The following is a 24,388-nucleotide window of genomic DNA, read 5'->3' as shown; positions in this document are numbered from 1 at the left end:
CTCAGACAGCCAGTGGCGGCATCGGGCAATCCATCTGGTCCGCCACCAGCCGCATCAGTTCGTACTCCCGGGTTTCCACTTTCCCGTCGCAGGTAATGCAGTGCCCACAGGCATCGATGATTGCCGGTTTCAGCAGCGGTGAAAGACCGTTCAACGCGGTCAACGCTTCCCGTAGCTGGCGCATGGTGACTTTTTCCAGAACCGGCTCCACTCCATCCTTTGCATTCATGAAGCCGGCCATGGCCTCCCGATAGAGCTTCTCGGCGTCAGATTGGGACTCAGACCCAGCCCTTGCCATCAAGCTCAGGAGCCTCTGGAGGGCCGGCATGACCGGTTTGTAGCTCTTATAGCGCACCGGTACCACTCTGGCTGCTTCGTCGCCCAGGTGGCGTGACAGGAAGCTTGTCAGAGCGAGTTCAAACAGGGTAACCCGGTTATCCGCCGCCACCAGTTTCTGGACATTGGTAATGAGCAACTCCCGCTCTTCCGGGTCGAGCTTGCGAAGGGCAGGCATGGCCAGTTCCAGGGCAGGGAAACGGACGCCATCGCCGATGGTTTTCAGTGCCGGCAGCAGTTTCTCGAGTAGATCCGGCTGGCTGCCCAATACCGGGTGTGCCGGCAGCAGGTTCAGCCGTTCCGTTTGCTGTGGACGCGGCAGCTCGCTGATCAGCATGGCATAGCAGAGCTGCGTGGCCCCGGCCCGGGTGTACAGCAGGTTTCGGAAGGTGGCTGGCAGGCGTTCTAGAAAACGCAGGGCGAAATCTTCGCTTTGCCGGTTGATAGTGCCGACCTGATCTGAAAATTTCCGGGCCGGTTTTATGGTTTTTTCCGGGCTGGACGCAAGCGGTGAGGTTCTGCCACTCCTGCCGGTAACCGGCTCGAGTATGTCGGTTGCCGCGCCACTGAACCCGGACGCGCCCGCTTCTGGTGCTCCAGAGCCTCCCCGGTAGAGATCGGCGCCTGGTTCGGTATCCCTGAGTCGGCTTCGCAATCTGGCCAGCATGCCGGGCTGAATGGCATTGATTCGCTCATCTATGGGCGGGTGGGATGCCAGCAAAGAGGTGAACTTCATCCGCGCACTTTCGCCAAAACACATGTGATTCATGTCGCTGGCGTGGCTGGTTGTGTCCAGGTAGCCGCCCTTCATTCCGATCTTGAACAGCGCTCCGGCAATGCCTTCGGGATTGCGGGTAAATTGCACGGAGGATGCGTCTGCCAGCATTTCGCGTTGCCTGGAGACCGCCGCCTGTATCAGCCGGCCGAAGAAAACGCCCACATAGCCAATCACAAAAAGGGCCAGACCAATGATGCCCATGGCCGCCTGGGCCCGACCGTCCCGTGATCGACCCACCCGGTGGCCGCGGTAGAGGGATGCGCGCAGTAGAAAGCCGCCAATCTGTCCGATCATCAGGATGCCGGCAAGGAGGGCAATGAGCCGAACGTTCAGCCGCATGTCGCCGTTGAAAATATGGCTGAATTCATGGGCGACCACGCCTTGCAGTTCGTCTCGGGATAACTGGGTGATGGCGCCGTGGGTGACGACCATGACGGCCTCACCGGGAGTGTAGCCGGCCACAAAAGCGTTGATGCCGGTTTCCTGATCCATCACATAGAGTTCCGGCACCGAGACACCACTGGCAATAGCCATTTCCTCAACGATGTTGCGCAGTTTGCGCTCGTCACTGTCGCGGGTATCGGGGTCAATGGGCCTGGCGCCAACCATTTTGGCGACCCGGTCGCCACCACCGGCCAGATCAACCCAGCGGAGAAGGGAGCCCAGAACAATCAGGGAGACAACCGTAACGGCGGTCAACAGGCCATGATTGGAGAGCAGCCAGTGGTGGAACGCAAGACCGGAGGATTCACTACGGGTTACAAAATAACCCACAAGGCAGACGGCAAGCGTGATAAACGCGACCGCCGTCAGGAAAAGAAAAACCAGCAGAGTGGTGTTGCGCCGGGCGTGGGCCTGGCGCTGAAAGAAACCGGGATGAGCCATGATTCAGGGCCTCAGAAGGCCACTTTCGGTGCCTGACGGGCTTCCGGTGATTCCAGTTCCAGTTGCGACGTTTCCTTGAACGCAAACATGCCGGCGATAACATTATTCGGGAACTGCTCCCGGAAGATGTTGTAGCTCATGACGCCGTCGTTATAGGCCTGGCGGGCAAAGGCGACCCGGTTCTCGGTGCTGGAGAGTTCTTCCATCAGTTGCTGAATGGTTTCGTTGGCCTTCAGCTCCGGATAGTTCTCGGCCACGGCGTAGAAATTTGCGAGCGCCTTGGTGAGCAGGTTTTCGGCGCTGCCCAGGCGTTGGATCTTGGTTCCATCGCCAGGATCCTTGGCGGCGTCTTTTTGGGCGCTGACCGCATTGTTACGGGCTTCCATCACCTGGGTGAGGGTGCTTTTTTCGTGGGTCAGATAGGCTTTTGCCGCTTCCACAAGATTCGGAATAAGGTCGTGCCGACGCTGCAGTTGAACATCAATCTGGGCAAACCCGTTTTTGAACTGGTTGCGCAGGGAAACCAGGCGGTTGTAGATAAAGACCAGATAGAAAACAACGACGGCGATAACGATCAGGCCGATAACAGTGGTTCCCATGGCAACTCCTAGAGGTAGTGGTTCAGAGGTTATTTTCCACGATCTGCTCGTGAAAACCTTTAACGAAGGTCTCAAATTCACGCGGCGGCAACGGCTTGCTGAAAAAATAGCCCTGGGCGAGCTTGCAGCCACGCTGGCTCAGGTAATATTCCTGCTCTGCCGTTTCCACCCCTTCAGCAACCACTGACAGGTTCAGACTCTTGCCAAGGTCGATGATGGTATTGGCGATTCGGGTATCTTCCTCATTGACCAGCAGATCGCGGATAAACTGTTTGTCGATCTTCAGATGCTGTACCGGCATCTGTTTGAGGTAGGTCAGTGACGAGTAGCCGGTTCCAAAGTCGTCCACCGCGATGCTTATTCCCGCTTTGTTGAGTCTGTGGAGTTTGGCTACGGCGTCTGACAGGTTGGTCATGAAGCTGGTTTCTGTTACCTCCAGCTCCAGCCGCCCGGCCGGTATCTTGTGTCGTCGCAGGGTATCGAGAATATCATCGACAATGCTTTCCTGGCGCAGCTGAACGGCCGAGAGATTAACAGCAATACGAAGCGGCGAGCCGTCCGAGGCCCAGCGAGCTGCCTGCCAACAAGCCTGGTCCAGAACCCACTGGCCAATTTCCACGATAGAGCCGTTTGCTTCGGCCACCGGGATAAAGAAGTCGGGGGGAACCGTGCCACGAGTCGGGTGCTCCCAACGTAACAATGCCTCTGCCCCGATTACCCGTTTGCTCTCCAGATTAATCTGGGGCTGGTAAACCAGATGAAATTGGTGATTACCAAGAGCCTGGGACAAATCCTTTTCCAGTTGCTTCCGGTCCCGGATTTCCTGGTCAATGCTGGCGACATAGAACTGGAAGTGGTTGTGACCGTTCTGCTTGGCCAGGGTCATGGTCTGTTCGGCACTCTGAAGCAGTCGGTCTGCCTTGCTGGTGTCGGAGGGGTAAAGAGCAACCCCCAGGGTGGCGCTGATTGAGATGTTCTGGTCTTCGACCAGCATGGGCTCATTGACACAGGCCAGGATTCGCTCAGCTGTGTCTGCTGCCTGGAACCCGTCCCGAAGTCCTTTCTGGACAACCACGAACTGGTCGCTGCCGAGGCGTGCAATGGTGAAGCGGGCATTGTCCAGTTTGTTGGTCAGGCGGTCGGCAACGGTTTGTAGAATAAGGTCCCCGGACCGGAAACCGCATTGCTCGTTCACCGATTTGAAATCGTCGATGCCGCAGACAATCAGCGACAGTTGGGCGTTGCGCCTGGCGGCATCCTCAATATCCCGCACCAACAACTCCATGAAGGTATCCCGGCTGGGCAGGCCAGTGAGCTGGTCGTAACGTGAGAGACGGCTCACCCGGTCCTCCGCCTCGCGATGGCGTTTCTGGCTGTCGCCAATGGCCACCAGAAGGTTGTTGGTAGCGTTGACCCAGAGGCCGAGTTCATCGCTCTGGTGGCCGGATGGCGTGGTGACCAGGCGGTCATCCGGGTGCGCAGGATCCACCTGCCTCACGGAATTGACAATTCGGAGGAGGGGGCGCGTCAGGAGCAGGTGGAATACATAGAACAACACCATGCCGAGAATGAGAGCTGTGGCCATGCCGGAAGCGAAAGTGACAGCCGCCCTGTCCAACCAGGTGCGGGCCGCTGCTGCAGTGTCGTAGTGAACGTCAAGAAAGCCGTAGACGTCTTCCGGATTACCCTCGCGGAAAAGCGGTTCCCGATAGAGCCGGTCGGCGTCGAAAATCGGATCGGTGACCGGGCGGAAAGCGGTTTCCTGGAGTGGCCGGCTGCGATCTCCCAGTGGGTCGCCGTCAGGGTGGACGATGCGGGCCATATGGACGGCTTCCTTGGCGAAAAGGCCGTCCACGACTTGTTGCGCGAGCTCGGCGTCGATGCTGAACACCGCCTGGGTGGCTGCGTCTTTCACCATCGCGATGGTTTGCTTGGCATCGCTATCCAGCCCCCTGGACACACGTTGGGCGTCCAGGATGACCTGTATGGCACTGACAACGACGCCACTGGCAAGGGCCACCGCAAGAATCCACCGTAAGATTCGATAGCCCAGGCGATGTTCAACCTCGAAGGAGTTTTGCATTCAAGCCTGTCTTGTTCCGGTTTTTGCAGAGCCGCTGATCTGCAAGGTTCAGGGCAAAGGTGTCGCACTTTGGGTGATGTGCGTGGGGGCTCACCCTGATGGTTGTTTCCAAGTATGGTTCAGGTTCGCGATATCTTCATGGAGTATCGGCGATTTTTCCAAAGATTTCAGAGTGTGCTTGTATCAAATTGTAATTGCTTGGGTATGGCAGACACAAAAACGCCCGCCAGGGGCGGGCGCTTGATCACAGTCGTTTTAGACTGTGTCTGGAAGCAAGGCCGGGATCAGGCCAGGTTTTCGTTTACGAAATCCCAGTTCACCAGGTTCCAGAAAGCTTCCAGGTAGTTCGGGCGGGAGTTGCGATAGTCAATGTAGTACGCGTGCTCCCAGACGTCGACGGTCAGTACCGGCTTGTCGGCACCAGTCAACGGCGTTTCAGCATTGCTGGTATTCGCGATGGCAACGGTGCCGTCCGCTTTTTTCACCAGCCAGGTCCAGCCAGAACCGAAGTTGTTGGCTGCTTTATCATTGAATTCTTTCTTGAAATCTTCGAAAGAACCGAACGCCTTCTCGATCGCTTCCTTGGCAGCACCGGTGGGCTCACCACCGCCGTTCGGGCTCAGGCAGTGCCAGTAGAAGGTGTGGTTCCAGACCTGTGCGGCGTTGTTGAACAACGGGCCGCTGGCACTCTTGATGATGTCTTCAAGAGATTTGTTGGCGTTGTCCGTACCTTCGATCAGGCCATTGAGCTTGGTGACGTAGGTGTTGTGATGCTTGCCGTAATGGTACTCGAGTGTTTCCTGAGAGATGTGCGGTTCCAGTGCGTTCTTTTCGTAGGGCAGTGCGGGAAGTTCAAATGCCATGAGGTCGTTCTCCCTGTCTCTCTGTTTATGTTGATGTTCGTTACCCCAATATAGGGTCGATTTGAGTCAGATCAACCCTTTGGTGTTAAAGAACTTTTAAACTCTGGGCTGCCCGGCAGGAACTGGGCGCAGTTCTTCACCCGCCAGACAAGCTCTTCGTAGCTGTCGGCCAGTATGTTTACGTGGCCCAGCTTACGACCCGGTCGTTCACCCTTATTATAAAGATGAACATGGGCGTAGGGCAGTTCGAGGATTCGCTCGATGTCGCCGTGCTCTCCGATGATATTGATCATGCAGCTCAAACCACGTGGAGCAACATTGCCAAGAGGGTGCCCGCTTACCGCGCGAATGTGGTTCTCGAACTGGCTGGTCATCGCGCCTTCGATGGTCCAGTGCCCCGAGTTGTGAACCCTGGGCGCCATCTCGTTGGCGACCAGGCCATCGGTTGTCTCGAACAACTCAAGCGTTAATACGCCGACATAGTCCAATTCGTTCAGTAGTGCCTTGATGTACCGCTCCGCATCTTCCTGAACGTGCTTCTCGAGCTTCGGAGCAGGCGCAATGGAGTAGCGCAGAATTCCCTCGTGGTGGGTGTTCTCCGCCATCGGGTAGAACGCCAGCTCACCGTCTTCAGCGCGAACGGCGATAATCGACACTTCCCGGTGGAAGTCGACGAACTTCTCCACGATAAGGCGGGGGTGGCCGATGGAGGCCCAGGCGGCCTCGGCATCCTCAGGCGATTTGAGTACGGCCTGGCCTTTGCCGTCGTATCCTTCGGTGTTGGACTTCGCTACCACCGGGCAGCCAAGTTCCTCGGCCGCGGCTTTCAACGAGGCGGCGCTATCGGCAATTTTCCATTCTGGCGTGGGGATGCCCAGCTCGCCGAACAGAGTCTTTTCCGCTTCCCGGTTCTGACACACCTGCAATGCCCGGGGGCAGGGGTGAACCGGTTTGTGAGCAGCAATTTTCTCGGCCACGTTTACTGGCAGGTGTTCGAACTCATAGGTAACACGGTCGACCCGGGAGAGGAAATCGTCCAGGTACTGGCCCTCGCGGTCGATGATGACTTCACCAAGGCCGGCACTGGGGCTGCCGGACATGTCATAGAAAACAAAGGTCTTGGCCAGTGGGTATCCGGCCAGTGCCAGCATTCTTCCCAGTTGGCCGGCGCCCAGTACACCAATTCTCATTCGAGTTCTCCTGCCTGTTACTGGTCCCGAGGATCAGGATTGTCCAGAATCGTTTCGGTCTGTGTGGCCCGGAACTGCTCAACCGCTTTGCGTACGCTGTCGTCTGAGGTGCCGATAATCTGCGCTGCCAGCAGGCCAGCGTTGGTTGCGCCGGCTTTGCCAATAGCGAGGGTGCCGACAGCGATGCCGCCTGGCATCTGGACGATGGAGAGCAATGAATCCAGACCATTCAGGGTTTTGGACTGAACAGGAACACCAAGGACCGGCAGGGCGGTTTGTGAGGCAACCATGCCCGGCAGGTGCGCTGCGCCGCCGGCGCCCGCAATAATGACTTTCAAGCCGCGGTCTGCGGCCGTTTTGGCATAGTCAAAAAGCAGATCCGGTGTGCGATGGGCCGAGACGACTTTGGTTTCATAGGGCACGCCGAGTTTTTCGAGCATGGCGGCGGCGTGTTCCATGGTGGGCCAGTCGGATTTGGAGCCCATGATGAGTCCTACAAGCGGCTGCATATGCAACAGTCCTGTGATAATTGGAAAGCCGGCCATTGTATGTTTTGCCTACTTACCATGCAAACTTATGGCTTCGGAGTAGGGCAGGATGGAGGCTCTTTCCGGAAAACGCTACGAGCACATCCATGTGGGCTTGACTGAAGCCATCCCTGGCTTCAGACATTTCCGGAAAGAGCCTCCATCCAGCCCCCCGACTCTGTGCAAGAGCATGTATTGGCAAGGCGTTATTTTTACCTGCGCCTAAGTACAGGTATTATCGATCGCTATTGTTTTAACCGTCCATAGTCAGGAGCTGTAATGGAACCCATCCGTCCAGATGATGATGAGTTGAGGGCTGAACGACCGATTGGTAGTGCCGAGCCGAAGAAGGCGGCGGAAAGAAAGTCCAGGCCAGCGTCCGGAGGGAAAGGCGAATCGTCGACATCAACGAAGCCTCCCAAAGGTGGCAAGGGCGGTAACGGTAGTGGCGGCGGCAATGGTCGCGGTAGCTCGGCAATGCTTTGGGTGTTGTTGATTGTGCTGGCCGTTGCCGCGGGTGTTGGCTGGTACTCCCAGGAGCAGCGGGTTCAGGCGTTGGAAGGGCAGCTTGAAGAAGCGGATTACTGGGCGCGGCAGAGCAAGCTGGCGCTTGCTCGGTTTGAGGGCGAGCTTTCGGAAACGGGGGAAAACCTTCAGGAGCGGGGCGCTACTCTGGAGGAGCAGATCGCGGCGCATACCAAGCGTCTGGACACGGCAGACAGTGAGATCCGGAAACTCTGGGCCATTGCCAATGAACGCAACAAGAAGCGCCTGGATGAGCAGCAGGAACGGATTGCCGCGTTGGAATCCGGCCTTGCGGAGGGCAAGCAGGCCATTGGTTCGCTTGAGACGTCGGTTGAAAAGGTCCGGTCCTCGCTTTCCGCCGATATTGCAGCCCTGAAACAACAAACGGAGACGTCGATTGCAGCGCTGCAGGATGCCAACCGGCAGGCAACGGATCAGTTGACGAAACTGAGCCAGCAGCTGGCGGATGTGGATCAGGTGATCGAGAGCCGTATCCGGCGTTTTGAGCAGGAGCAGAAGCTGGGAATCAGCGGCATGGAGGGCCGGATCTCGGCCCTGGAGCGGGAGACCGATGAGCTGGCCGATGATGGACGGGTTCAGGCGCTCCGTAATGAGGTGGCCAGTCTCAAGCGCACGGTTGAGTCTATCGATGCCTCGCGGTCACAACTGACCTCCCGTCTGGTTCGGCTGTCTGAAGAGGTGAATCAATTACGGAGCCAGATCAGCGGGCAGTAGCTGCCCGTAGCGTGGTCCTGCAATCGGCATTTCGGGTTTTGTAACGGTTTGTAGCCATCCCTTGCGGTAGCTCTCATTTCTGTTTTTGTGCAGTTGTTAAGATCAGGCAACTCGCAATCAGGATGAAGAGTTAACAACAATGAAAACCCGAGTGCCTTCCGTTTTTCTTGTTCCCCGGCTTCTGGCAGCGATGTGGCTGTTGCTGGTGTTGCCGGGCTGTACGGTTTATCAGTCCATCGGCAAAAGCGTCGGGTCGTTCCTGCATCCGGTTTCCGGGCATGATTTTGTCCATATCGACAACGATAGCTGGGATCGTCGCAACGCGGTGCTGTACTTCTACAGGACACACTCCCAATGGGCGGCTGATGAAATTGAAGCGCCCAGTGTCTACATAGATGACACCCACTATTTCAACATTCGCAACGACAGCTTCACCTGGCTCGAGGTAAGCCCCGGAGAGCGCCACATCGCCATGCGCCGACCTTTGCTGGGTCTGGAGGGCATGAACTCCTTCAGTCTTAGCCTGATCGCCGATGCCACGCTGGACGTTGAGCCAGGACAGATCTATTACCTGCGTTATAACGAGCTTTCGGAACCGGGCCAACGGCATCCGGACCTGGATCCGGATCATCCGTTGACCCAGGGCGACCTCCAGCTGGTAACGCGGGAATATGCCATGCAGGCAGAGGAGATTGTTTCCACCCGTTTTCTGAACAGTGATCTGTTGGCGCCAAACCACGCGGCTACCTCCATTGTGGAAGTGAACGAAGACCTGGATTACGAGCGGCAACTGGTGCTGCTGGAGGAGGAGCGTGAGCTCGAGATCGAGCGCCTGAAGCAGGAGGGCAAGTACGAATCCACGTCCTGGTTCTGGCCGTTCGGTGGTGGCCCAACCGTGCCTCTTGAAGCCGATCGCAAGATTAAGAGGCTGGAGCAGGAATACGCGGAGTTGGAGATGGAACGGGAGCGCAGAGAAGAAGCAGAATCCGGAGGCGGCTGGTGGATTTTCTGAGCGCTGACTACACTGATGCAAGGTGAATGGCTCGGGAAAATTTAAAAACAATGGCTCTCAAGGATTCTCTTCGACTCAGATTCGAAAGACTGGCGGATGATGTCGTTCCCCAGTTGCTGGATAGCTGGGGTGACCTGCAGAAACGATTGGACGATCTGAATTGCTCTCTCGCTAATCGAGCGGTTCCCGAAGACAGGCGCAGCCGTGTCAGCGAACTTTCTCTCCAGGAAAAAGCGCAGAAGGCGGGGCAGGATCGGCCGGTGCCGCGGGCTGAAAAAGCGACGCGCAAGACCGCTGCAAGAAAGTAGGTTTGCTCAAAAACTGTACGCTTTTGAATGGCTTGCAGGTTTTTTTATAAAATTCCGGGAAAATATTTGACACCGCCAGCCAAATGCTTAAAATGCGCCTCTCACTTGGTTGAGACAGCGCGGCTGCCAAGCAAGTGAGCGCCTTTGGAAGGCTTGAAAGTGGGTGGTTAGCTCAGCTGGGAGAGCATCGCCCTTACAAGGCGAGGGTCACTGGTTCGATCCCAGTACCACCCACCACTTTCAAATGCATCACCGGATCACCCCATCCGGTTTCAGGTTCGGGCCCGAGGGTCAGAATTGATGCGGAGCGGTAGTTCAGTTGGTTAGAATACCGGCCTGTCACGCCGGGGGTCGCGGGTTCGAGTCCCGTCCGCTCCGCCATTTTTATGCAGTATCCCCGGGTGGTTAGCTCAGCTGGGAGAGCATCGCCCTTACAAGGCGAGGGTCACTGGTTCGATCCCAGTACCACCCACCAAAATTCCGAAAAGGGCCGATCCGAAAGGATCGGCCCTTTTTTTATTTGCCAATCAGCGACTGGCCGCAGACTCTCACCACGTTGCCGTTCACTCCGCTGGACGCAGGACTGCAATACCAGGCGATAGTTTCCGCCACGTCAACGGGTTGCCCGCCCTGGGAGAGGCTGTTCATCCGGCGACCGGCTTCGCGGATGGTGACCGGCATGGCTGCGGTCATCTGGGTTTCGATAAAACCCGGGGCAACGGCGTTGATGGTTACGCCATTCTTCAGTTGCCGGGCCATGGCTTCCACGTAGCCGATCACGCCGCTCTTGGCAGTAGAGTAATTGGTCTGCCCGAAATTCCCGGCAATGCCGCTGATGGAGGAGATGCAGACGATGCGGCCGTTCTCTTTCATCAGTTCTCGCTTGGCCAACTCTTCGTCGATCAATTCCTCGGCGGTCAGGTTTACGGCAATTGTCATATCCCAGAAGTGCTCGGGCATATTGCCAAGGGTTTTGTCACGAGTGATCCCTGCGTTGTGAATGACCAGGTCCACTCCGCCAAAATGTTCATCGATGAAGTCGGCGATGAGCGTCGGCGCCTTTTCGTCAGTAATATCGCAAGCCAGTGCCTTGCCGTTGATGGCAGATGTGACTCTTTGCAGATCTTCCATGGCAGGCGGAATATCGAGTCCGATAACCGTGGCGCCATCTCTTGCAAGGGTTTCTGCAATAGCGGCGCCGATGCCGCGGGAGGCCCCGGTAACCAGGGCAACTTTTCCTGTCAGGGGAGCGACAGGATTGGTCGCAGGCGCCGAATCACTTTTGCCGATCCTGACCACCTGGCCAGACACGTAGGCAGAGCGTGTGGACAGAAAGAACCGGACACTGGATTCCAGTTGCTGCTCGGCACCGGGTGCCATCCATAGCAGGTTTGCAGTGGAACCTTTCTTTCCGATTTCCTTGCCGATGCTGCGAACAAAGCCTTCCAGGGCCTGTTGGGCAGCGGCCTGGGGCGCCTTTCTGCAAGTGGCGGGGTTTTGGCCAATGACCAGTACCCGAGCGTTGCCGCCGAGCTTCTTGATGGTGGGGTGGAAAAAATCGTAAAGGGCCCGGAGGTCATCGGGTCCTTTCAACCCGGTGGCGTCAAACACCAGGGCGGAAAATTTTTGATCGATTTCCGAATTCAGGTCCATGGGTCGGGCTTTGTTGCCGGCCTTGGACGAGTCTTTCAGTCGTTCATTCCCGCTGGCGTGGTGCAATGTGGCTGCACTGGCGCTGAGGGTGCTTCCGATTGCCGCGATGGCTTTGCCTCCGCTGGCTGCGCCTACAAGTACGTCGCCCTCGATAAATGGCTGATCGGTTCGCTTGAGACGTTTCAGGGGTACGGGCGCTGGTAGGCCCAGGGATTGTGCGGCGGTTTTGCCAACCGGGGTGTTTACTATTCTAAGATAGAGGTCAGACATGGGGGCTTCCTTGTGTTTGCATTCGGGTTGCTGGATGCGAATCGTCCTACAGGGTAAAGAATCGGATAGTTTTTGGATTGACTCAATGCCTGTAGGGTGTTGTCAGGGGTGCCAATGAGGCGTTTCCGGTTGTCGCTAAACTGTCGACATTAACAACTCAACCTGGGTGCAGGGAACATTGGTGGAAGGCTTCCCAGAACACGCCCGTGAATACGTCCCTGTAGGGCTCGGTCGCGCCATCCTTGGCGCTCCACGGTTCTGGGAAGCCTTCCCCCAATGTTCCCCCTGACATCACGGTTACTTCAAAACGGATGAAATGATCATGGCAGAAGCATCGAAAACTTCACGTAAGAAAACCGCTACTTCGAAAAAGACCAGCGCCGCCCCTTCGGCGATTCGTCGCGTTGCGGTGTTGGGTGGTAACCGGATTCCGTTTGCGCGGTCGAATACGGTCTACAGCAAGATCAGTAACCAGGAGTTGCTGACATCGGCGCTGCGAGGTCTGGTGGATCGTTATGGTCTGGAGGGCCAGCGGCTGGGTGAGGTGGCTGCTGGGGCGGTTATCAAGCATTCCCGGGACTTTAATCTGACCCGGGAGGCGGTGATGAGTTGTGGGCTGGCGCCGGAGACGCCGGCTTATGACATCCAGCAGGCCTGTGGCACGGGGCTGGAGGCGGCGATTCTGGTGGCCAACAAGATTGCCCTGGGTCAGATTGAATGTGGTATTGCCGGCGGAACCGACACCACGTCGGATGCTCCGATTGGCGTGGGTGAGGGGCTTCGTGAGATTTTGCTGGATTTGAACCGGGCCAAGACCGCCGGGGATCGATTGAAAATTCTTGGGCGGTTTCGGCCCGGACATCTGAAGCCCGAGGTGCCTCAGAACGGCGAGCCTCGGACAGGAATGTCGATGGGCGAGCATGCACAGGTGACTGCGAAGGAGTGGGATATTGCCCGGGAGGATCAGGACAAGCTGGCCTGGGAGAGCCATCAGAAGCTGGCCAGGGCCTATGACGAGGGGTTCTTCAACGATTTGCTGACGCCGATGGCGGGGCTGGAGAAGGACAACATTCTGCGTCCGGATACCACGCTGGAGAAGCTGGCTACGCTCAAGCCGGTGTTTGATCGGGAAAACGGCACCATGACCGCGGCTAACAGCACGGCGTTGACGGACGGCGCCTCTTGCGTGTTGCTGGCCAGCGAGGAGTGGGCGAAGGCCAACAATCACGAGGTGAAAGCCTGGCTGACGTTCTCGGAGAATGCGGCGGTGGATTTTGTGGACAAGAAAGAGGGGCTGCTGATGGCACCTGCCTATGCAGTGCCCCGGATGCTGGAAAAAGCGGGGCTGACCCTTCAGGATTTCGATTTTTACGAAATCCATGAAGCTTTTGCTTCACAGGTCCTCTGTACCCTGAAGGCCTGGGAGGATCCGACCTTCTGCAAGGAGCGTCTGGGCCTGGACAAGCCTCTGGGCAGCATTGACCGCGACAAGCTCAATGTAAAAGGCAGCAGCCTGGCAACCGGTCACCCCTTTGCGGCCACCGGTGCCCGAATTGTTGCGACTCTGGCCAAGTTGCTGGAGGAGAAGGGCCGCGGACGAGGCCTGATTTCGATCTGCGCCGCGGGCGGACAGGGGGTTACGGCGATTCTGGAGAGGTGAGTTTTCGGAAATCCGGAACTTTCCTTTGACAGTATCGATCACACCCCTTATCATGCGCGCCACGTTGATCAGGGGTTCCCTGAGAAACAACCAGTTTGATGCGGGGTAGAGCAGTCTGGTAGCTCGTCGGGCTCATAACCCGGAGGTCGTTGGTTCGAATCCAGCCCCCGCTACCATCATTGAAAAAAGCCGGCCATGTGCTGGCTTTTTTTCGCTTCCACGTTTTCAGAATCCTTCCGGCTGAACAAACCCAGCCAGCCCGGCGTCTTCCAGTAGTCCCGCAAAACCGATTGTGGTCAGGTCCATCCCCGGCGCACCAATCACCTGAACATTGAATGGCAGGCCTTCTTTCGTTCGTCCGATGGGGACGGAGGTGGCGGGTAGACCAAGCAGGGTGGCGAAGGCGATCCAGCAGAACTGGTCCATGTACGCCCTTGGTTGACCGGCGACGGTAATCCGGCGTTTGAAGACCGGATGGCTGTGGTCATGCCGGATGGCGGTGGTGGGTGTCACCGGCGTCAGCAGAACGTCCACTTCCTGAAATAACGATTCGATCTCGGCCCGCATCTTCTCGCGCATTTCGCTCCAGGCCATCCACTGGTAGACCGGCTGATTCACCCCTCGTCCGTATTCACCAATGAAAGGCGTCATCGGCCCCAGAAATTTGAGCCAGGGTTCCAGCCGGGCAATCCATTTCATCTGTCGGCGCTGGGCGGGCTTCAGCGAGGTGCTTAGCAGGGCCCCCAGAAGATTGAAATAGGCAGGGAGAATATGTTCGAGGCTCAGCAATGGATGGCGGGCCTCAGTGACCAATGCGCCCCGTTCAGACAATGCGTTGCCCAGGTTCTGATAACCCTCGGTCAGCTCCTGCTCTATCGGGCACAAGGGATCTTACAGCCATAGGCCGACTCGGGCCTGATCGAGACTTTTTAATTCCGAGGGTGCCATTGCCAGGGACCAGGTGCGCTCTTCAGCTGGCCGGGGCCCGGCAATGACGCTCAGCAGGAGTTCCAGGTCGCCGGCACTGCGAGCCATCGGGCCGCCCTCGACCAGATCCGGTCGGGACTGGGTTCCCGGTGGCCCCGGGATGTGACCCCGAAACGACACCAGCGAGCGGGTTGGTTTGTGGCCGAACACGCCACAAAAGTGCGCGGGTGTGCGAATGGAGCCAGCCAGGTCGCTGCCCACTTCAAGGGGTGTCATGCCTGCAGCCAGGGCGGCCGCAGCACCACCTGAGGAGCCACCGGGAGTGTGCGCCAGATTGTGGGGGTTGTTGGTCACCCCGAACAGTTTGTTGTAGCTCTGGAGATCGGTGGCGTAGATGGGCACATTGGTCTTGCCCAGAATAATGGCTCCGGCGTCTTCCAGCCGCTGCACGACATCGGCGTGGCGGTTGGGTTTGTGATCCTTCAGGGGTGGGGCACCCGCGGTACAGGTCATGCCTGCCACTTCCCAGGTGTCTTTCAGGGTAAGGGGAAGACCATGCAATGGGCCCCTTACCAAGCTGGCTGCACGTTCCTCATCAGCCCTCCGGGCGTTGGCGAGAGCCTTTTGCTCGTCCAGGGTCACGACGGCATTGATGGTCGGATTATGCTCGCGGATTCTCTCCAACAAGGCCGTGGTTAGTGCCTCGCTGGTCAGGGTGCCGGCGTCAAGTTGTTTCAAGAGGTCATGGGCCGACTGATAATGCAGTGGCAATTGCGTTGCATCCATGGATGGTCTCTTTGTTGTTGGTTTTAGAAGGCTCGTCAGTCGGTCACGGAAGTTCCGCTCGCCAGTGTTTTACCCTCACTTGTCCCTTGATGGCGTCAATGATCTCAATGATCAGGTTAATGAGCGCCTCGTTCTGCGCTTCATCGGCCCTTACTTCACCGGGTGTCGGCAGGAACACGTTCACGATGTCTTCGATGAAGGCGTGGTTGGAGGCAGAAGCCAGGTCTTCGAGAATCTGGTGAATAACGTGGGCAACGATGTCGCCGACGGCTTCTTCCAGGGTTTCCTGGATCGTTGGACCCACCACAGGAAGGTACTTCAGCCGTGACAGTTCCAGATTCTGTTTCAGGGCATTGTCCACCCTGTCTTCCAGATAGCTTCTGAGGGCTCCGCGATTGGGCACGTAGCCTTCCTGGGCTGCCTCTGCGACCCGCTTGGAGATCCAGTCGGAGAGCATGTCCCTGCGGGGGTAGAGGATGTCCTCCTGGATCTTGTCGAACAGCGGAGAGCCCCGTTTGACCTCCTGCTGCACGCCGCTGAGTACTTTCAGCACAATGCGGTCTGAAAGCTCCTCCATAAAGGCTTCGTAGTAGAAGTTCACGAAGCGGTAAATCCTGGTATTCGTGATATCAATGATTTTGTACTGATGCAGGCGATAGATGATGGAAATCACCCGCAGGATACGAAGGAAACGCAAGCTTCCCACCGGGATACAGCCCACCAGGTCGTACCAGTGGATAAACGGGTAGAAATACCAGCGGTCGTAGACTTTCGCCTTGATGGCGTAACCCCAGCGGACGAAGAACTCGGTCAGGAAGATGCTGACGAAGATCAGATCGTAAAAGATGAAGCGTTCATGGATGGGGTGGTAGGCCGACTGTATGGCCGGAGCATGCTCTTTCAGCAGATTCTGAACGGCTACAAAGTTATAGATCGAGTCCCAGATGATGAACGCCAGGTTGATGATCAGCAGGCCCAGCATCAGGAAATCAATGATGAACCAGACAAGCTGGTGGCTGGATTTCAGGTTTTCTCGATTTATCTTCAGCATTCGCCAGGGTCCGGTCTGTTGCTAAGTATCTGACAGGTTAGCTTATTTCAACGCCACAAACGACTCGCCCTTGAGCCGCTCAAGGCAGTCCGAAAGGCCAACCATGGATTAACTTGACCGTCTGCCATTAAACTCCCACGCTTGAACGGAAATCCTTCTTGTTACCACCAACACTGAAATAGCCGGATGCTATCAATCTACCAAGTCGTGAATTCGGGCCGGGTCCGGCTTTTGATCTTGTTGCTCTGCTGGCTGCCGTCGTGGGTTTGCGCGCAACAGGTCGTCGTGAACATGGAGGGAGACTACCCGGATCTGAAATCAAATGCCCAGGCGTTTATCGGGGAGGTCGAAGGCCGCAGTGCCAGTAATCTCAGGCGTTATGCCCCCACAGCCGTTGGTCAGGCCGAGGAGGCATTGCGGGCGTTGGGATATTATAGCCCGCTGATTGAGTGGCGGATTGAAGAGGGTGATTCCGACACAACGGCAACGCTTGTTCTGTCCATTACGCCGGGGGAGCCGGTGCGAGTTACGTCCCGGACCGTGGAGGTCAGGGGGGCTGCTGCGTCGGATGAACGGTTTACCGCCGATCTGCCAGAGCACCCGGCCGAAGGCGACATTCTAAACCACGGGCAATATGCCAGCCTGCGAGATACCATCCAGACCCGTGCCCGACGGCGTGGCTATTTCGACGGCAAATTTGTTACCCGTACCCTGGAAGTGGATCCGGCAACCCGAAGCGCTGCGGTTACGCTTATCTATGATAGCGGCGAAAGGTACCGGCTCGGAGAGGTAACCTTTGAAGAGGGGCACTGGTTCGAGATCGGTCTACTGGAGCAGTTCGTTTCGTTCGAGCCAGGTATACCCTTCCATGCTGATGAAGTAGCAAGGCTCAACCGGGACCTCCTGAACAGCGGCTATTTCAGTAGTGTTGATATCGATGCCTCACCGGGTAGTGCCGAGGACGGCGTGATTCCGGTCCGCGTTGATCTCACCCGGCGCGACGCCCGCTCCGTGGCGGCGGGCGTGGGATTTTCGACCGATGTCGGCCCCAGGTTCCGTGGAAACTGGCGGGAACACTGGATCAATCCCATGGGGCACAAGCGGGGCGCCGAGACAGAACTCTCGGTACCCAGGCAGAACCTGACTACCTGGTACGAGCTGCCTCTGGATCCGCCCATGACCGATCTGATCCGCCTGAGCGCCGGTTATCAACGGGAAGACATCGAGAATGTGGAATCGGAGCTTCTGAGCCTGGGGCAGCAGTGGCAGCATCAGCTGGATAACGGCTGGCTGCAGATATTGTCGCTGCGTTGGGAAGGTGAGCGCTTTAACATCGGCAATGACGAGAAAGGCACAAGCACACTCCTGCTGCCCGGTGCGGGCTACTCGAAAATCCACACTGACTCGCCACTGGACCCATCCCGGGGCTATCGCCTGCAGTTCGATGTCACCGGTTCGCATCGGGCGGCGCTGTCCGATGTGGATATCCTTCATGTAAACGCACTGGTCAAGGGGCTGTTTACGCTGGCGGACAAGCACCGGTTTCTGGGTCGTCTGCAGGCGGGGGCCGTGGCAACCAACCGGTTTGAAGATGTGCCTCCATCCCTGCGTTTCTTCGCTGGCGGTGACCAGAGTGTGCGAGGGTATGGCTATGAAACCCTGTCGCCTGAGAATGATAACGGCGTGCCGGTGGGCGGACGCTTCCTGATGGTTGGCAGCGCCGAGTATCAGTATCAGTTTGCGGACAAATGGCGTGCCGCCATGTTCGTCGACCACGGCAACGCGATCAACAATCCGAGCGACCCGCTGGCCACCGGCGCCGGTGTCGGCATACGCTGGATCAGCCCGGTCGGGCCGTTGAGGCTGGATCTCGCCAAAGGGTTGGATCGTGAATTTGGCGGGGATTGGCGCATTCACTTTTCCATGGGGCCTGAGCTGTGACGAGGACACCGGAAACATCAGACGACAGGCCGCACGAGCCAACGGCACGCAAGCGACGCCTCCGGTTCTGGCTGCTGGTGGGGCTGGCGGTATTGATTCTCGTGCCTGTCCTTGTGGTGGCCGCTGTTTTGCTGGCCCTGCGCTCCGAGACGGGAACCGCCTGGGTTATAGAACAGGTGCCAGGGCTTCAGGTGGAAAATGACCGGGGATCTCTGTTTGGTCGGTGGCAGGCCGACCACCTGCAATGGCGTGGTTACGGGGTCGAAGTGGTCGTTGAGTCGCCACTCGTGGACTGGTCCCCTTCCTGTCTGTTCCAAAAACAGCTCTGTATTGAGAATCTGGAGGCAGAGACGCTCGAAGTCTCCCAGTTGCCCCCGGCGGACAAATCCGAAGGCGGAAGCCCCATCACACTGCCGGGCGTGGACCTGCCGCTGGCGCTGAATATCAGTGGCGTCCGGCTTGGGCCTTTTACCTTCAACGGCAACAGAGTCTGGGACCGGTTTGAGCTGGACGCCGGAGGGTCGGGCGCTGCCTGGAACATAAAGCGCGCCTGGTATCAGTTGGGCGAGTACACCGTGTCCGCCGCTGGGCGGATAGAAACCCGCCGGGACTGGCCCGTTAATCTGGAAGTCAAAGCGGACATCCCGCCGCCCTATGGAGAGGAGTGGCTTCTCGACGCCCGACTTTCGGGTAGCGTTCGGGACCTGATGGTCGCTGCGTCCAGTCGTGGCTACCTGGATGCTGAACTCTCGGGGGAAGTCGAGCCGCTCGATCCGGCCCTCCCGGCACAGTTGAGGCTAACCTCGGATCAGTTCCGCGCAGCGCAGGCGCTGCCGGAGACCCTTGTGCTCAATGATTGGTCTGTGGACGCCAAAGGTAGCCTGCAGCAGGGTTTTCGCACCCGGGGGCAGGCTACGCTTCCGGGCACGAAAGGCCCGGTACGGCTGACGCTGAAGGGCCTTGCGACGACTCGTGCGGCCGAGAACATCCGGATCGAGTTGGCCGCAGACAGGGAGAATGGTGCAGGGCAAGATAATGTCGTGGCCAATGGCAATGTCTCCTGGAGCGAGGGCCTCGAAGCCAGTGCCGACATCCGTTTGCGCGGATTTCCCTGGTATACGCTGATCCCGGGCCTTGAGCCGCCAGTGGTAACCCTTCGTTCCCTGGATGGCACCGTGTCCTGGCGTGAGGGGAACTACCATGCAGAACTTCAAGCCGGTGTCGAGGGTCCTCAGGGCAGCGCGGAACTGACCACCACGGTGGATGGCGATGCCGAGCAGACCACACTGACCAACCTGGCCGTCAGCACAGGCGCCGGGTCTCTTACCGGCAACGGCTCGGTGAACTTTTCCGGGCCGCTTTCCTGGCAGGCGGCTTTGCGCCTGAAAGACTTCAATCCCGGTTATTGGGTACCTGTACTGGAAGCCAACCTCAGCGGTGATGTGACGACCGAGGGACAACTCGGGGATGGACCGGTACCTGCCATGAATGCCGGATGGGATCTCAAGGGCGACTGGCGTTCCAATCCCGCGTCTCTGCAGGGACGGCTAGATACCTCATCAGGCAGTTGGGAACTATCTGACCTTCAGTTGTTGGTGGGTGACAACCGTATTGAGGGTAGCGGTACCTGGGGCGACGTTCTGCGTGGTGATCTGGCTCTGAACCTGCCCGCGCCGGAAATTGTCCTGCCTGGCCTGACGGGGAATCTGCAAGCGACTCTGACGGCGGAGGGAACACCAGAGCGCCCGAAGGGCGAGCTGAGTGCAAGTGGCAAAAACCTGGGCTGGCAGGATGAGCTCGCCATTGAAACCCTCAGTCTTGAGGCCGATCTGCAGGACGGCATGCGCCTTGTCAGCCGTTTGCAGGCGGAAAACCTCAACGGGTTCGGCCAAGAGCTTGAAACGCTCACTCTGGAAGCCAATGGCACCCAGGGAAAGCACACCGTGAGCATCGGAGCTCGTCATGCCGAGGCTGACCTTGAGCTGGGTTTCGCAGGAGGGGCCGGCGCTGACTGGAGAACCTGGCAGGGAGAGCTGTCCCGGGGCGTGATTGACCTTCCGGAACAGTCCCAACAATGGCGGCTGCAGGCCCCGGCGACCCTGGCATACAAAGCCGATGGTGAACTCACATTTGGCAATCATTGCTGGCGCTGGGAGGAGAGTACGGTTTGTGCCGAGGACCAGACACTGCTTCCGGTTCCCCGCATTGCCTATCGTATCGACCGCTTCCCAACCGTGGCCTTCGCTCCCTTGCTGCCGGAGACGTTACGTTGGGACGGTTGGATCAACGGCGAGGTTGATTTCACCACCACCGGCGACGGTCCGGACGGACGCCTTTTCCTGGACGCCGGTGAAGGTCAATTCCAGTTGCTGGTGGACGGCGAGTGGGAGTCGCTCGCCTACAATACCCTGACAACCGAGGTCGCCCTGAAGCCCAAACAAGCCGACCTTGCGGTCCGTCTCTCCGGACCGGAGCTTGGCGATTTCACGCTGGATATGAACCTGGATCCGAACTCGGACGACCGCAACGTTGAGGGTTCCTTCAGTCTCGAGGGTCTGGATATTGCCCTTGCAGGACTGCTTTCCGGGCTGGACGAAGTTGCCGGTCGGGTGAACGGCCAGGGCCAGCTCTCCGGCCCGCTGATGAAGCCGGCGGTGACCGGCGAACTGCACCTGGTGAATGGACGGGTTTCCGATCCCCGCTTGCCGGTACCGATCGAGGAGGTGATCGCCAGCGTTCAGTTTGGCGGTTACTCGGCCGAGATCAGTGGCAGGATCCGGAGCAATGCGCGAAGCCAGACCATTGTGGATGGGGAAATCGACTGGCAACAGTCTCCCCGGGGGGAAATCACGATTTCCGGCAGCCGTGTGCCATTCAACCTGGAGCCTTATGCGCAGCTTGAGGTGGAGCCGGATCTGACCATCGTTTTCAGTGAGGGGGCCCTGGAGGTATCCGGACAGGTCGGAGTGCCAAGAGGCGACATTGAGATACAGGGTTTGCCGGACCAGGCCGTGTCGGTCTCGGAGGATGAGGTCATTGTCGGCGTGGAACGGGAAGAGCCCGTTGTCCGATCGCTGAATATGGATGTGACCGTGGTTGTTGGAGAAGATCAGGTGACTTTTGCCGCCTTCGGCGTGACCGGTGATCTGGAGGGATCTCTTCGCATTGGCAATGACATGGATACCCGTGGCACGCTCCAACTGGTCAATGGCCAGTATGAAGCCTATGGTCAGGAGCTCAAGCTCAGGCGGGCAAGACTGTTGTTCGTGGGCAACCTTACCCAACCCTACCTGGACATCGAGGCCGTCCGCACCGTGGATACCGTCGTGGCCGGTATTCGTCTGACCGGCCCTGTGCAGTCGCCCCAGACGGAAGTATTCTCCAACCCCGACATGCCTCAGACAGAGGCGCTTTCCTATGTCATTCTTGGCCGGGCGCCCCAGAGCCGGGGTGATGAGGGCCAGATGAGCCGGGCGGCGCTGTCCCTGGGACTGACCCAGGCCAACAAGGTGACGGGGCAAATTGGCGAAGAGTTCGGTATTCGCCAGCTCACCCTGGAAGCGGAGGGTTCCGGCGATCAGACCTCGGTGGTGGCGAGCGGGTATCTGACGGATGAGCTGAGTGTCCGCTACGGTGTCGGCATCTTCGAGCCGATAACCACGGTCGCTCTGCGCTACGATCTGGGCCGCTACTTCTATCTTGAGGCTGCCAGCGGGCTGGCGGCCTCCCTGGATATCTTCTACACCCGGGATTTCTGAGTTCAGTCCAGCTCGAAGGTGGCGCTCACTGAGGCCCGGATTTCCCGCTCACCCACGCTCGATACCGTATCCGACATGGATTTGGCCTCCGCCATCATCATTGGTACCGGGCGGTGCCCGCCATTGATGTTGATGGTGACCACATCACCACAGCTCTGGTCGAGCTGACTGGCCACGAATCGGCAGCGGGCCTGGGCGTCTGCGATGGCTCTGGCCAGTGCTTCCTGTTCCATACCGGTCTCATCCGAGTGGAAGAACTGGTGAGGGCCCAGGTGGTAATCCAGGCCCACAGCCTGGGCCTGCTGGAGCAGGGGGTTGAGCAGAGTAAGATCACTGATGCTGAAGCTGACGGTCTGGGAGGCAACGGCCTGCTTGCGGGGTTGCTCCTCCCTTTCAGATGCGGGCAACGTTCGGGTGTAAAGGTTTACCGACGCGTCTGAGTAATCATTGAGCTGATCCTGGTACTCGGTAATACCCTCGCGCCACTGCGCCATCAGGGCCGCTACCCGTTCGGTGGCCTTCTGGGGAAGCTCGTGCTCGGCACTGGCTGTGAACTGGAGTCTGGCGCTGTCGGGCTCGTATCGGACACTGCCCTCGCCAGTGAGCGTAACCTCACCTGCCATTGTCAGAGCAGGTACTGTGAGCGCGAGAGGGAGAATAAAACCGGACTTCAGGTTTAAACGGAGCTTTCGGTTCCGTCCGTTCATGGTAGTGCCTCCTTTGGAAACCGTTGATGGATCAGGCGTCGTCGGAATCCGGTTCCAGGCGCGCCAGTTTGTATCGGCGGGCAGCATCCACGAACTGGCCAAAGATGCGTCGGTGTCCGCCATGGTAGAGCAGGTATTCCGGGTGCCATTGGATGCCCGTTAGCCATTGGCGTCCGGTGCTTTCAATAGCCTGTACAAACAGATCATTGTCCACGGCGGTCACGCGCAGGTTGCGGCCCAGGCGCTTGATGGCCTGGCTGTGAATCCGGTTGGCGCCGATCACCGGGGAGCGCATGGCTTGCTCAAGCCGGCTGTGCGTTACCAGTCGCACGGTTTGCAGGGGCAAGAGCAGTGGGCGATGCCGGGTATTGACCCTCAGCGGTGTCACGTTCTGGCACAGGGACCCGCCGTGGAAAACGTTGATGAACTGGGCGCCGCGGCAAATCCCGAGCACGGGAATGCCAATAGCTTCAGCCTGCTCAAGCAGTGACTGATCGGTTTTATCCCGCTTGCGGTCATAGTTGGCGGTAACCTGTGGCTCCTGCCCATAACGTTCAGGATGGACGTGGGTGCCGCCTGACAGCACCAGGCCATCAAGCATCGGTACGGCAACCCGTGAACCGGGGCGAATATAGTGGGTCCGGGCACCGTGGAGGCGCAGACCCAGGCTGATCAGGCGATGGGCAAGGCTTTTTCGAGCGGGACCACTGATGCCGATCGTCAGGCCCGGAACCTCAAGTTCCTGTTCTTTGGACTCTTCAGACATACCCGTTTTTGGCCAGCCAGTCGTCAGTGGTTTCCCGCCAGCTGTGGGTCAGGTTGTGAAGATTCAGTTTGCGCCGCTCCCGGAACAGTTGCCGCATGTCGGCCAGGTCGTCGGGATTGTTGGCCAGTTGCTCCAGAACGACCCAGTCGTTCCAAACGGTTGAGAAATGCCAGCCGGGATTGTCGATGTCGCAATCCGGCAACCGGTAATGCAGGGTTGGCCTGCTTTTTATCCTGGGGTCCTGAACATGGCGTTCCAGCCGTTCCTTGTCCAGGTGGGCAAACAGTGGAAGCAGGTCAAGCGCGCGATTCCGGGTAGGATTGAACTCCAGGTAATCCTCCATGAGCTCCCCGAGGTTCGGATGATAGTTATCCTCCATCAGGAGCTCGGTGTAGCGGCCGTGCCAGGGTTCGATGTACGTAGTGAATTTGCGGCTGACGTCCAGTTGATGCCGGTGCTTGAGCCATTCATACAGGGCCGCGAACGCCTGGAAGTAACGAACCAGGGTCTCGGGGCTGAGGTCGGGCAACTCGGGATTAAGCTGCAGGCCAAACGCAAAATAGATGGCGTCCCGGCTACCCAGTGCCCCGGCGTTCCTGAGTTTGTCGACGAGCGTTTCAATCACCTCGACGCTGGAAAACTTCAGGGGTGGGCTTATGATCTCGAGGGGTACCACGCGTTCGGCCGCGGCGTCGATCACATCCATCGCCTGTCCACCGAGTTCTCGAATGGACTCGGGGAGGCGCTCATCCGCCAGATCAAGATCCTTGATCGGATCGGAATCAAGCTCAACCGTGAAGTCGCCAAGAGCTGTCTGCAAGGTTGTCACATAGCGTGACTTGAGCTCAGGTGTGCCCTCCAGCATCTCCGCCGCCAATGTAACCAGCTCATCGTAGCCCAGACCAGACAGTTCGATCTCGACGCCAACCCGGCGTTCCTTCCCTTCGTTCGTCTTTAGGATGTCAGGCATCCTGCAGGCACTGACTTGAGTCATGGTGCTCCCTGGTTCGTGAGGAATAGTGCCCTAA

At 58.2% G+C, this 24,388-nt stretch carries 17 protein-coding genes, 4 tRNA genes and 1 pseudogene; 10 read left to right on the top strand and 12 right to left on the bottom strand.

Annotated elements, in window-relative coordinates:
• Window position 1: 1 nt before the first annotated feature.
• From EDB94_RS03645 to purE, 6 genes are all read right to left on the bottom strand, one after another.
• Window positions 2-1,999, bottom strand: coding sequence for a M48 family metallopeptidase (locus tag EDB94_RS03645; RefSeq protein WP_108017468.1), 1,998 nt, complete (start codon window positions 1,997-1,999; stop codon window positions 2-4).
• 11 nt (window positions 2,000-2,010) lie between these two features.
• Window positions 2,011-2,598: a LemA family protein gene (locus EDB94_RS03640; RefSeq protein WP_014577658.1), complete on the bottom strand. Its 588-nt coding sequence runs from the start codon at window positions 2,596-2,598 to the stop codon at window positions 2,011-2,013.
• Window positions 2,599-2,620: 22 nt separating this feature from the next.
• Window positions 2,621-4,681, bottom strand: coding sequence for a bifunctional diguanylate cyclase/phosphodiesterase (locus EDB94_RS03635; RefSeq protein ID WP_008171375.1), 2,061 nt, complete (start codon window positions 4,679-4,681; stop codon window positions 2,621-2,623).
• A 284-nt stretch (window positions 4,682-4,965) separates the two neighbouring features.
• Window positions 4,966-5,544: a superoxide dismutase [Fe] gene (sodB, locus tag EDB94_RS03630; RefSeq protein ID WP_008171376.1), complete on the bottom strand. Its 579-nt coding sequence runs from the start codon at window positions 5,542-5,544 to the stop codon at window positions 4,966-4,968.
• Window positions 5,545-5,615: 71 nt separating this feature from the next.
• Window positions 5,616-6,734, bottom strand: coding sequence for a 5-(carboxyamino)imidazole ribonucleotide synthase (locus tag EDB94_RS03625; protein WP_108017467.1), 1,119 nt, complete (start codon window positions 6,732-6,734; stop codon window positions 5,616-5,618).
• A gap of 17 nt (window positions 6,735-6,751) precedes the next feature.
• Window positions 6,752-7,243 (bottom strand): 5-(carboxyamino)imidazole ribonucleotide mutase, encoded by a 492-nt coding sequence (gene purE / locus EDB94_RS03620; RefSeq protein WP_108017466.1) that lies wholly within the window; start codon window positions 7,241-7,243, stop codon window positions 6,752-6,754.
• A 297-nt stretch (window positions 7,244-7,540) separates the two neighbouring features.
• On the opposite strand from purE, the gene EDB94_RS03615 reads away from it, so the two are divergent.
• From EDB94_RS03615 to EDB94_RS03590, 6 genes are all read left to right on the top strand, one after another.
• Window positions 7,541-8,521, top strand: a complete 981-nt coding sequence (locus tag EDB94_RS03615; RefSeq protein ID WP_108017465.1) for a hypothetical protein — start codon at window positions 7,541-7,543, stop codon at window positions 8,519-8,521.
• Between the two features lie 139 nt (window positions 8,522-8,660).
• Window positions 8,661-9,533 (top strand): DUF2846 domain-containing protein, encoded by an 873-nt coding sequence (locus EDB94_RS03610; RefSeq protein WP_108017464.1) that lies wholly within the window; start codon window positions 8,661-8,663, stop codon window positions 9,531-9,533.
• 50 nt (window positions 9,534-9,583) lie between these two features.
• Window positions 9,584-9,841, top strand: coding sequence for a hypothetical protein (locus EDB94_RS03605; protein WP_260312505.1), 258 nt, complete (start codon window positions 9,584-9,586; stop codon window positions 9,839-9,841).
• A gap of 161 nt (window positions 9,842-10,002) precedes the next feature.
• A tRNA-Val gene (locus EDB94_RS03600) sits at window positions 10,003-10,078 on the top strand.
• A gap of 67 nt (window positions 10,079-10,145) precedes the next feature.
• Window positions 10,146-10,222: transfer RNA gene (locus EDB94_RS03595), tRNA-Asp, on the top strand.
• A gap of 18 nt (window positions 10,223-10,240) precedes the next feature.
• A tRNA-Val gene (locus EDB94_RS03590) sits at window positions 10,241-10,316 on the top strand.
• Window positions 10,317-10,357: 41 nt separating this feature from the next.
• Here the strand turns inward: EDB94_RS03590 and EDB94_RS03585 are convergent.
• Complete coding sequence (locus tag EDB94_RS03585; RefSeq protein ID WP_108017462.1) at window positions 10,358-11,764, bottom strand: 3-oxoacyl-ACP reductase; 1,407 nt, start codon at window positions 11,762-11,764, stop codon at window positions 10,358-10,360.
• A 322-nt stretch (window positions 11,765-12,086) separates the two neighbouring features.
• Here EDB94_RS03585 and EDB94_RS03580 point away from each other — a divergent pair, with 322 nt between their 5' ends.
• Together EDB94_RS03580 and EDB94_RS03575 are read left to right on the top strand one after the other, a co-directional pair.
• Window positions 12,087-13,424, top strand: a complete 1,338-nt coding sequence (locus EDB94_RS03580; protein WP_108017924.1) for an acetyl-CoA C-acetyltransferase — start codon at window positions 12,087-12,089, stop codon at window positions 13,422-13,424.
• 99 nt (window positions 13,425-13,523) lie between these two features.
• A tRNA-Met gene (locus tag EDB94_RS03575) sits at window positions 13,524-13,600 on the top strand.
• Between the two features lie 49 nt (window positions 13,601-13,649).
• Here EDB94_RS03575 and EDB94_RS03570 read toward each other — a convergent pair.
• Together EDB94_RS03570 and EDB94_RS03565 are read right to left on the bottom strand one after the other, a co-directional pair.
• Window positions 13,650-15,137 (bottom strand): annotated as a pseudogene (locus EDB94_RS03570) (amidase family protein).
• Between the two features lie 43 nt (window positions 15,138-15,180).
• Window positions 15,181-16,188, bottom strand: a complete 1,008-nt coding sequence (locus tag EDB94_RS03565) for a hypothetical protein (RefSeq protein ID WP_014577648.1) — start codon at window positions 16,186-16,188, stop codon at window positions 15,181-15,183.
• A gap of 291 nt (window positions 16,189-16,479) precedes the next feature.
• Here EDB94_RS03565 and EDB94_RS03560 point away from each other — a divergent pair, with 291 nt between their 5' ends.
• Both EDB94_RS03560 and EDB94_RS03555 read left to right on the top strand, forming a co-directional pair.
• A complete protein-coding gene (locus EDB94_RS03560; RefSeq protein WP_108017460.1) occupies window positions 16,480-18,129 on the top strand; it encodes an autotransporter assembly complex family protein in 1,650 nt (549 codons plus the stop codon).
• On the top strand, window positions 18,126-21,887 hold the full coding sequence (locus EDB94_RS03555) for a translocation/assembly module TamB domain-containing protein (RefSeq protein ID WP_260312504.1): 3,762 nt from the start codon (window positions 18,126-18,128) through the stop codon (window positions 21,885-21,887). Before EDB94_RS03560 ends, EDB94_RS03555 begins: the two co-directional genes overlap by 4 nt.
• 2 nt (window positions 21,888-21,889) lie before the next feature.
• On the opposite strand, the gene EDB94_RS03550 is transcribed toward EDB94_RS03555, so the two are convergent.
• The 3 genes from EDB94_RS03550 to EDB94_RS03540 are packed head-to-tail and all read right to left on the bottom strand — an operon-like array spanning window position 21,890 to window position 24,354.
• The gene (locus tag EDB94_RS03550) at window positions 21,890-22,594 is read right to left on the bottom strand and encodes an SIMPL domain-containing protein (RefSeq protein WP_014577645.1); all 705 of its coding nucleotides are present in this window, start codon (window positions 22,592-22,594) and stop codon (window positions 21,890-21,892) included.
• A gap of 31 nt (window positions 22,595-22,625) precedes the next feature.
• Window positions 22,626-23,360 (bottom strand): gamma-glutamyl-gamma-aminobutyrate hydrolase family protein, encoded by a 735-nt coding sequence (locus tag EDB94_RS03545; protein ID WP_008177443.1) that lies wholly within the window; start codon window positions 23,358-23,360, stop codon window positions 22,626-22,628.
• Window positions 23,353-24,354 carry an amidoligase family protein gene (locus EDB94_RS03540; protein ID WP_108017459.1) on the bottom strand — a complete coding sequence of 334 codons (1,002 nt, stop codon included), beginning with the start codon at window positions 24,352-24,354 and terminating at the stop codon, window positions 23,353-23,355. Before EDB94_RS03540 ends, EDB94_RS03545 begins: the two co-directional genes overlap by 8 nt.
• Between the last annotated feature and the right edge of the window lie 34 nt (window positions 24,355-24,388).

It is taken from the genome of Marinobacter sp. 3-2 (genome assembly GCF_003751355.1).
Lineage (GTDB): Bacteria > Pseudomonadota > Gammaproteobacteria > Pseudomonadales > Oleiphilaceae > Marinobacter > Marinobacter adhaerens.
This window is presented reverse-complemented; position numbering and strand designations above follow the sequence as displayed.

Coding starts and splice junctions, on each gene's coding strand:
- EDB94_RS03645 (WP_108017468.1), bottom strand. CDS start 1,999: ATGGCTCATCCCGGTTTCTTTCAGCGCCAGGCCCACGCCCGGCGCAAC.
- EDB94_RS03640 (WP_014577658.1), bottom strand. CDS start 2,598: ATGGGAACCACTGTTATCGGCCTGATCGTTATCGCCGTCGTTGTTTTC.
- EDB94_RS03635 (WP_008171375.1), bottom strand. CDS start 4,681: ATGCAAAACTCCTTCGAGGTTGAACATCGCCTGGGCTATCGAATCTTA.
- sodB (WP_008171376.1), bottom strand. CDS start 5,544: ATGGCATTTGAACTTCCCGCACTGCCCTACGAAAAGAACGCACTGGAA.
- EDB94_RS03625 (WP_108017467.1), bottom strand. CDS start 6,734: ATGAGAATTGGTGTACTGGGCGCCGGCCAACTGGGAAGAATGCTGGCA.
- purE (WP_108017466.1), bottom strand. CDS start 7,243: ATGCAGCCGCTTGTAGGACTCATCATGGGCTCCAAATCCGACTGGCCC.
- EDB94_RS03615 (WP_108017465.1), top strand. CDS start 7,541: ATGGAACCCATCCGTCCAGATGATGATGAGTTGAGGGCTGAACGACCG.
- EDB94_RS03610 (WP_108017464.1), top strand. CDS start 8,661: ATGAAAACCCGAGTGCCTTCCGTTTTTCTTGTTCCCCGGCTTCTGGCA.
- EDB94_RS03605 (WP_260312505.1), top strand. CDS start 9,584: ATGGCTCTCAAGGATTCTCTTCGACTCAGATTCGAAAGACTGGCGGAT.
- EDB94_RS03585 (WP_108017462.1), bottom strand. CDS start 11,764: ATGTCTGACCTCTATCTTAGAATAGTAAACACCCCGGTTGGCAAAACC.
- EDB94_RS03580 (WP_108017924.1), top strand. CDS start 12,087: ATGGCAGAAGCATCGAAAACTTCACGTAAGAAAACCGCTACTTCGAAA.
- EDB94_RS03565 (WP_014577648.1), bottom strand. CDS start 16,188: ATGCTGAAGATAAATCGAGAAAACCTGAAATCCAGCCACCAGCTTGTC.
- EDB94_RS03560 (WP_108017460.1), top strand. CDS start 16,480: ATGGAGGGAGACTACCCGGATCTGAAATCAAATGCCCAGGCGTTTATC.
- EDB94_RS03550 (WP_014577645.1), bottom strand. CDS start 22,594: ATGAACGGACGGAACCGAAAGCTCCGTTTAAACCTGAAGTCCGGTTTT.
- EDB94_RS03545 (WP_008177443.1), bottom strand. CDS start 23,360: ATGTCTGAAGAGTCCAAAGAACAGGAACTTGAGGTTCCGGGCCTGACG.
- EDB94_RS03540 (WP_108017459.1), bottom strand. CDS start 24,354: ATGACTCAAGTCAGTGCCTGCAGGATGCCTGACATCCTAAAGACGAAC.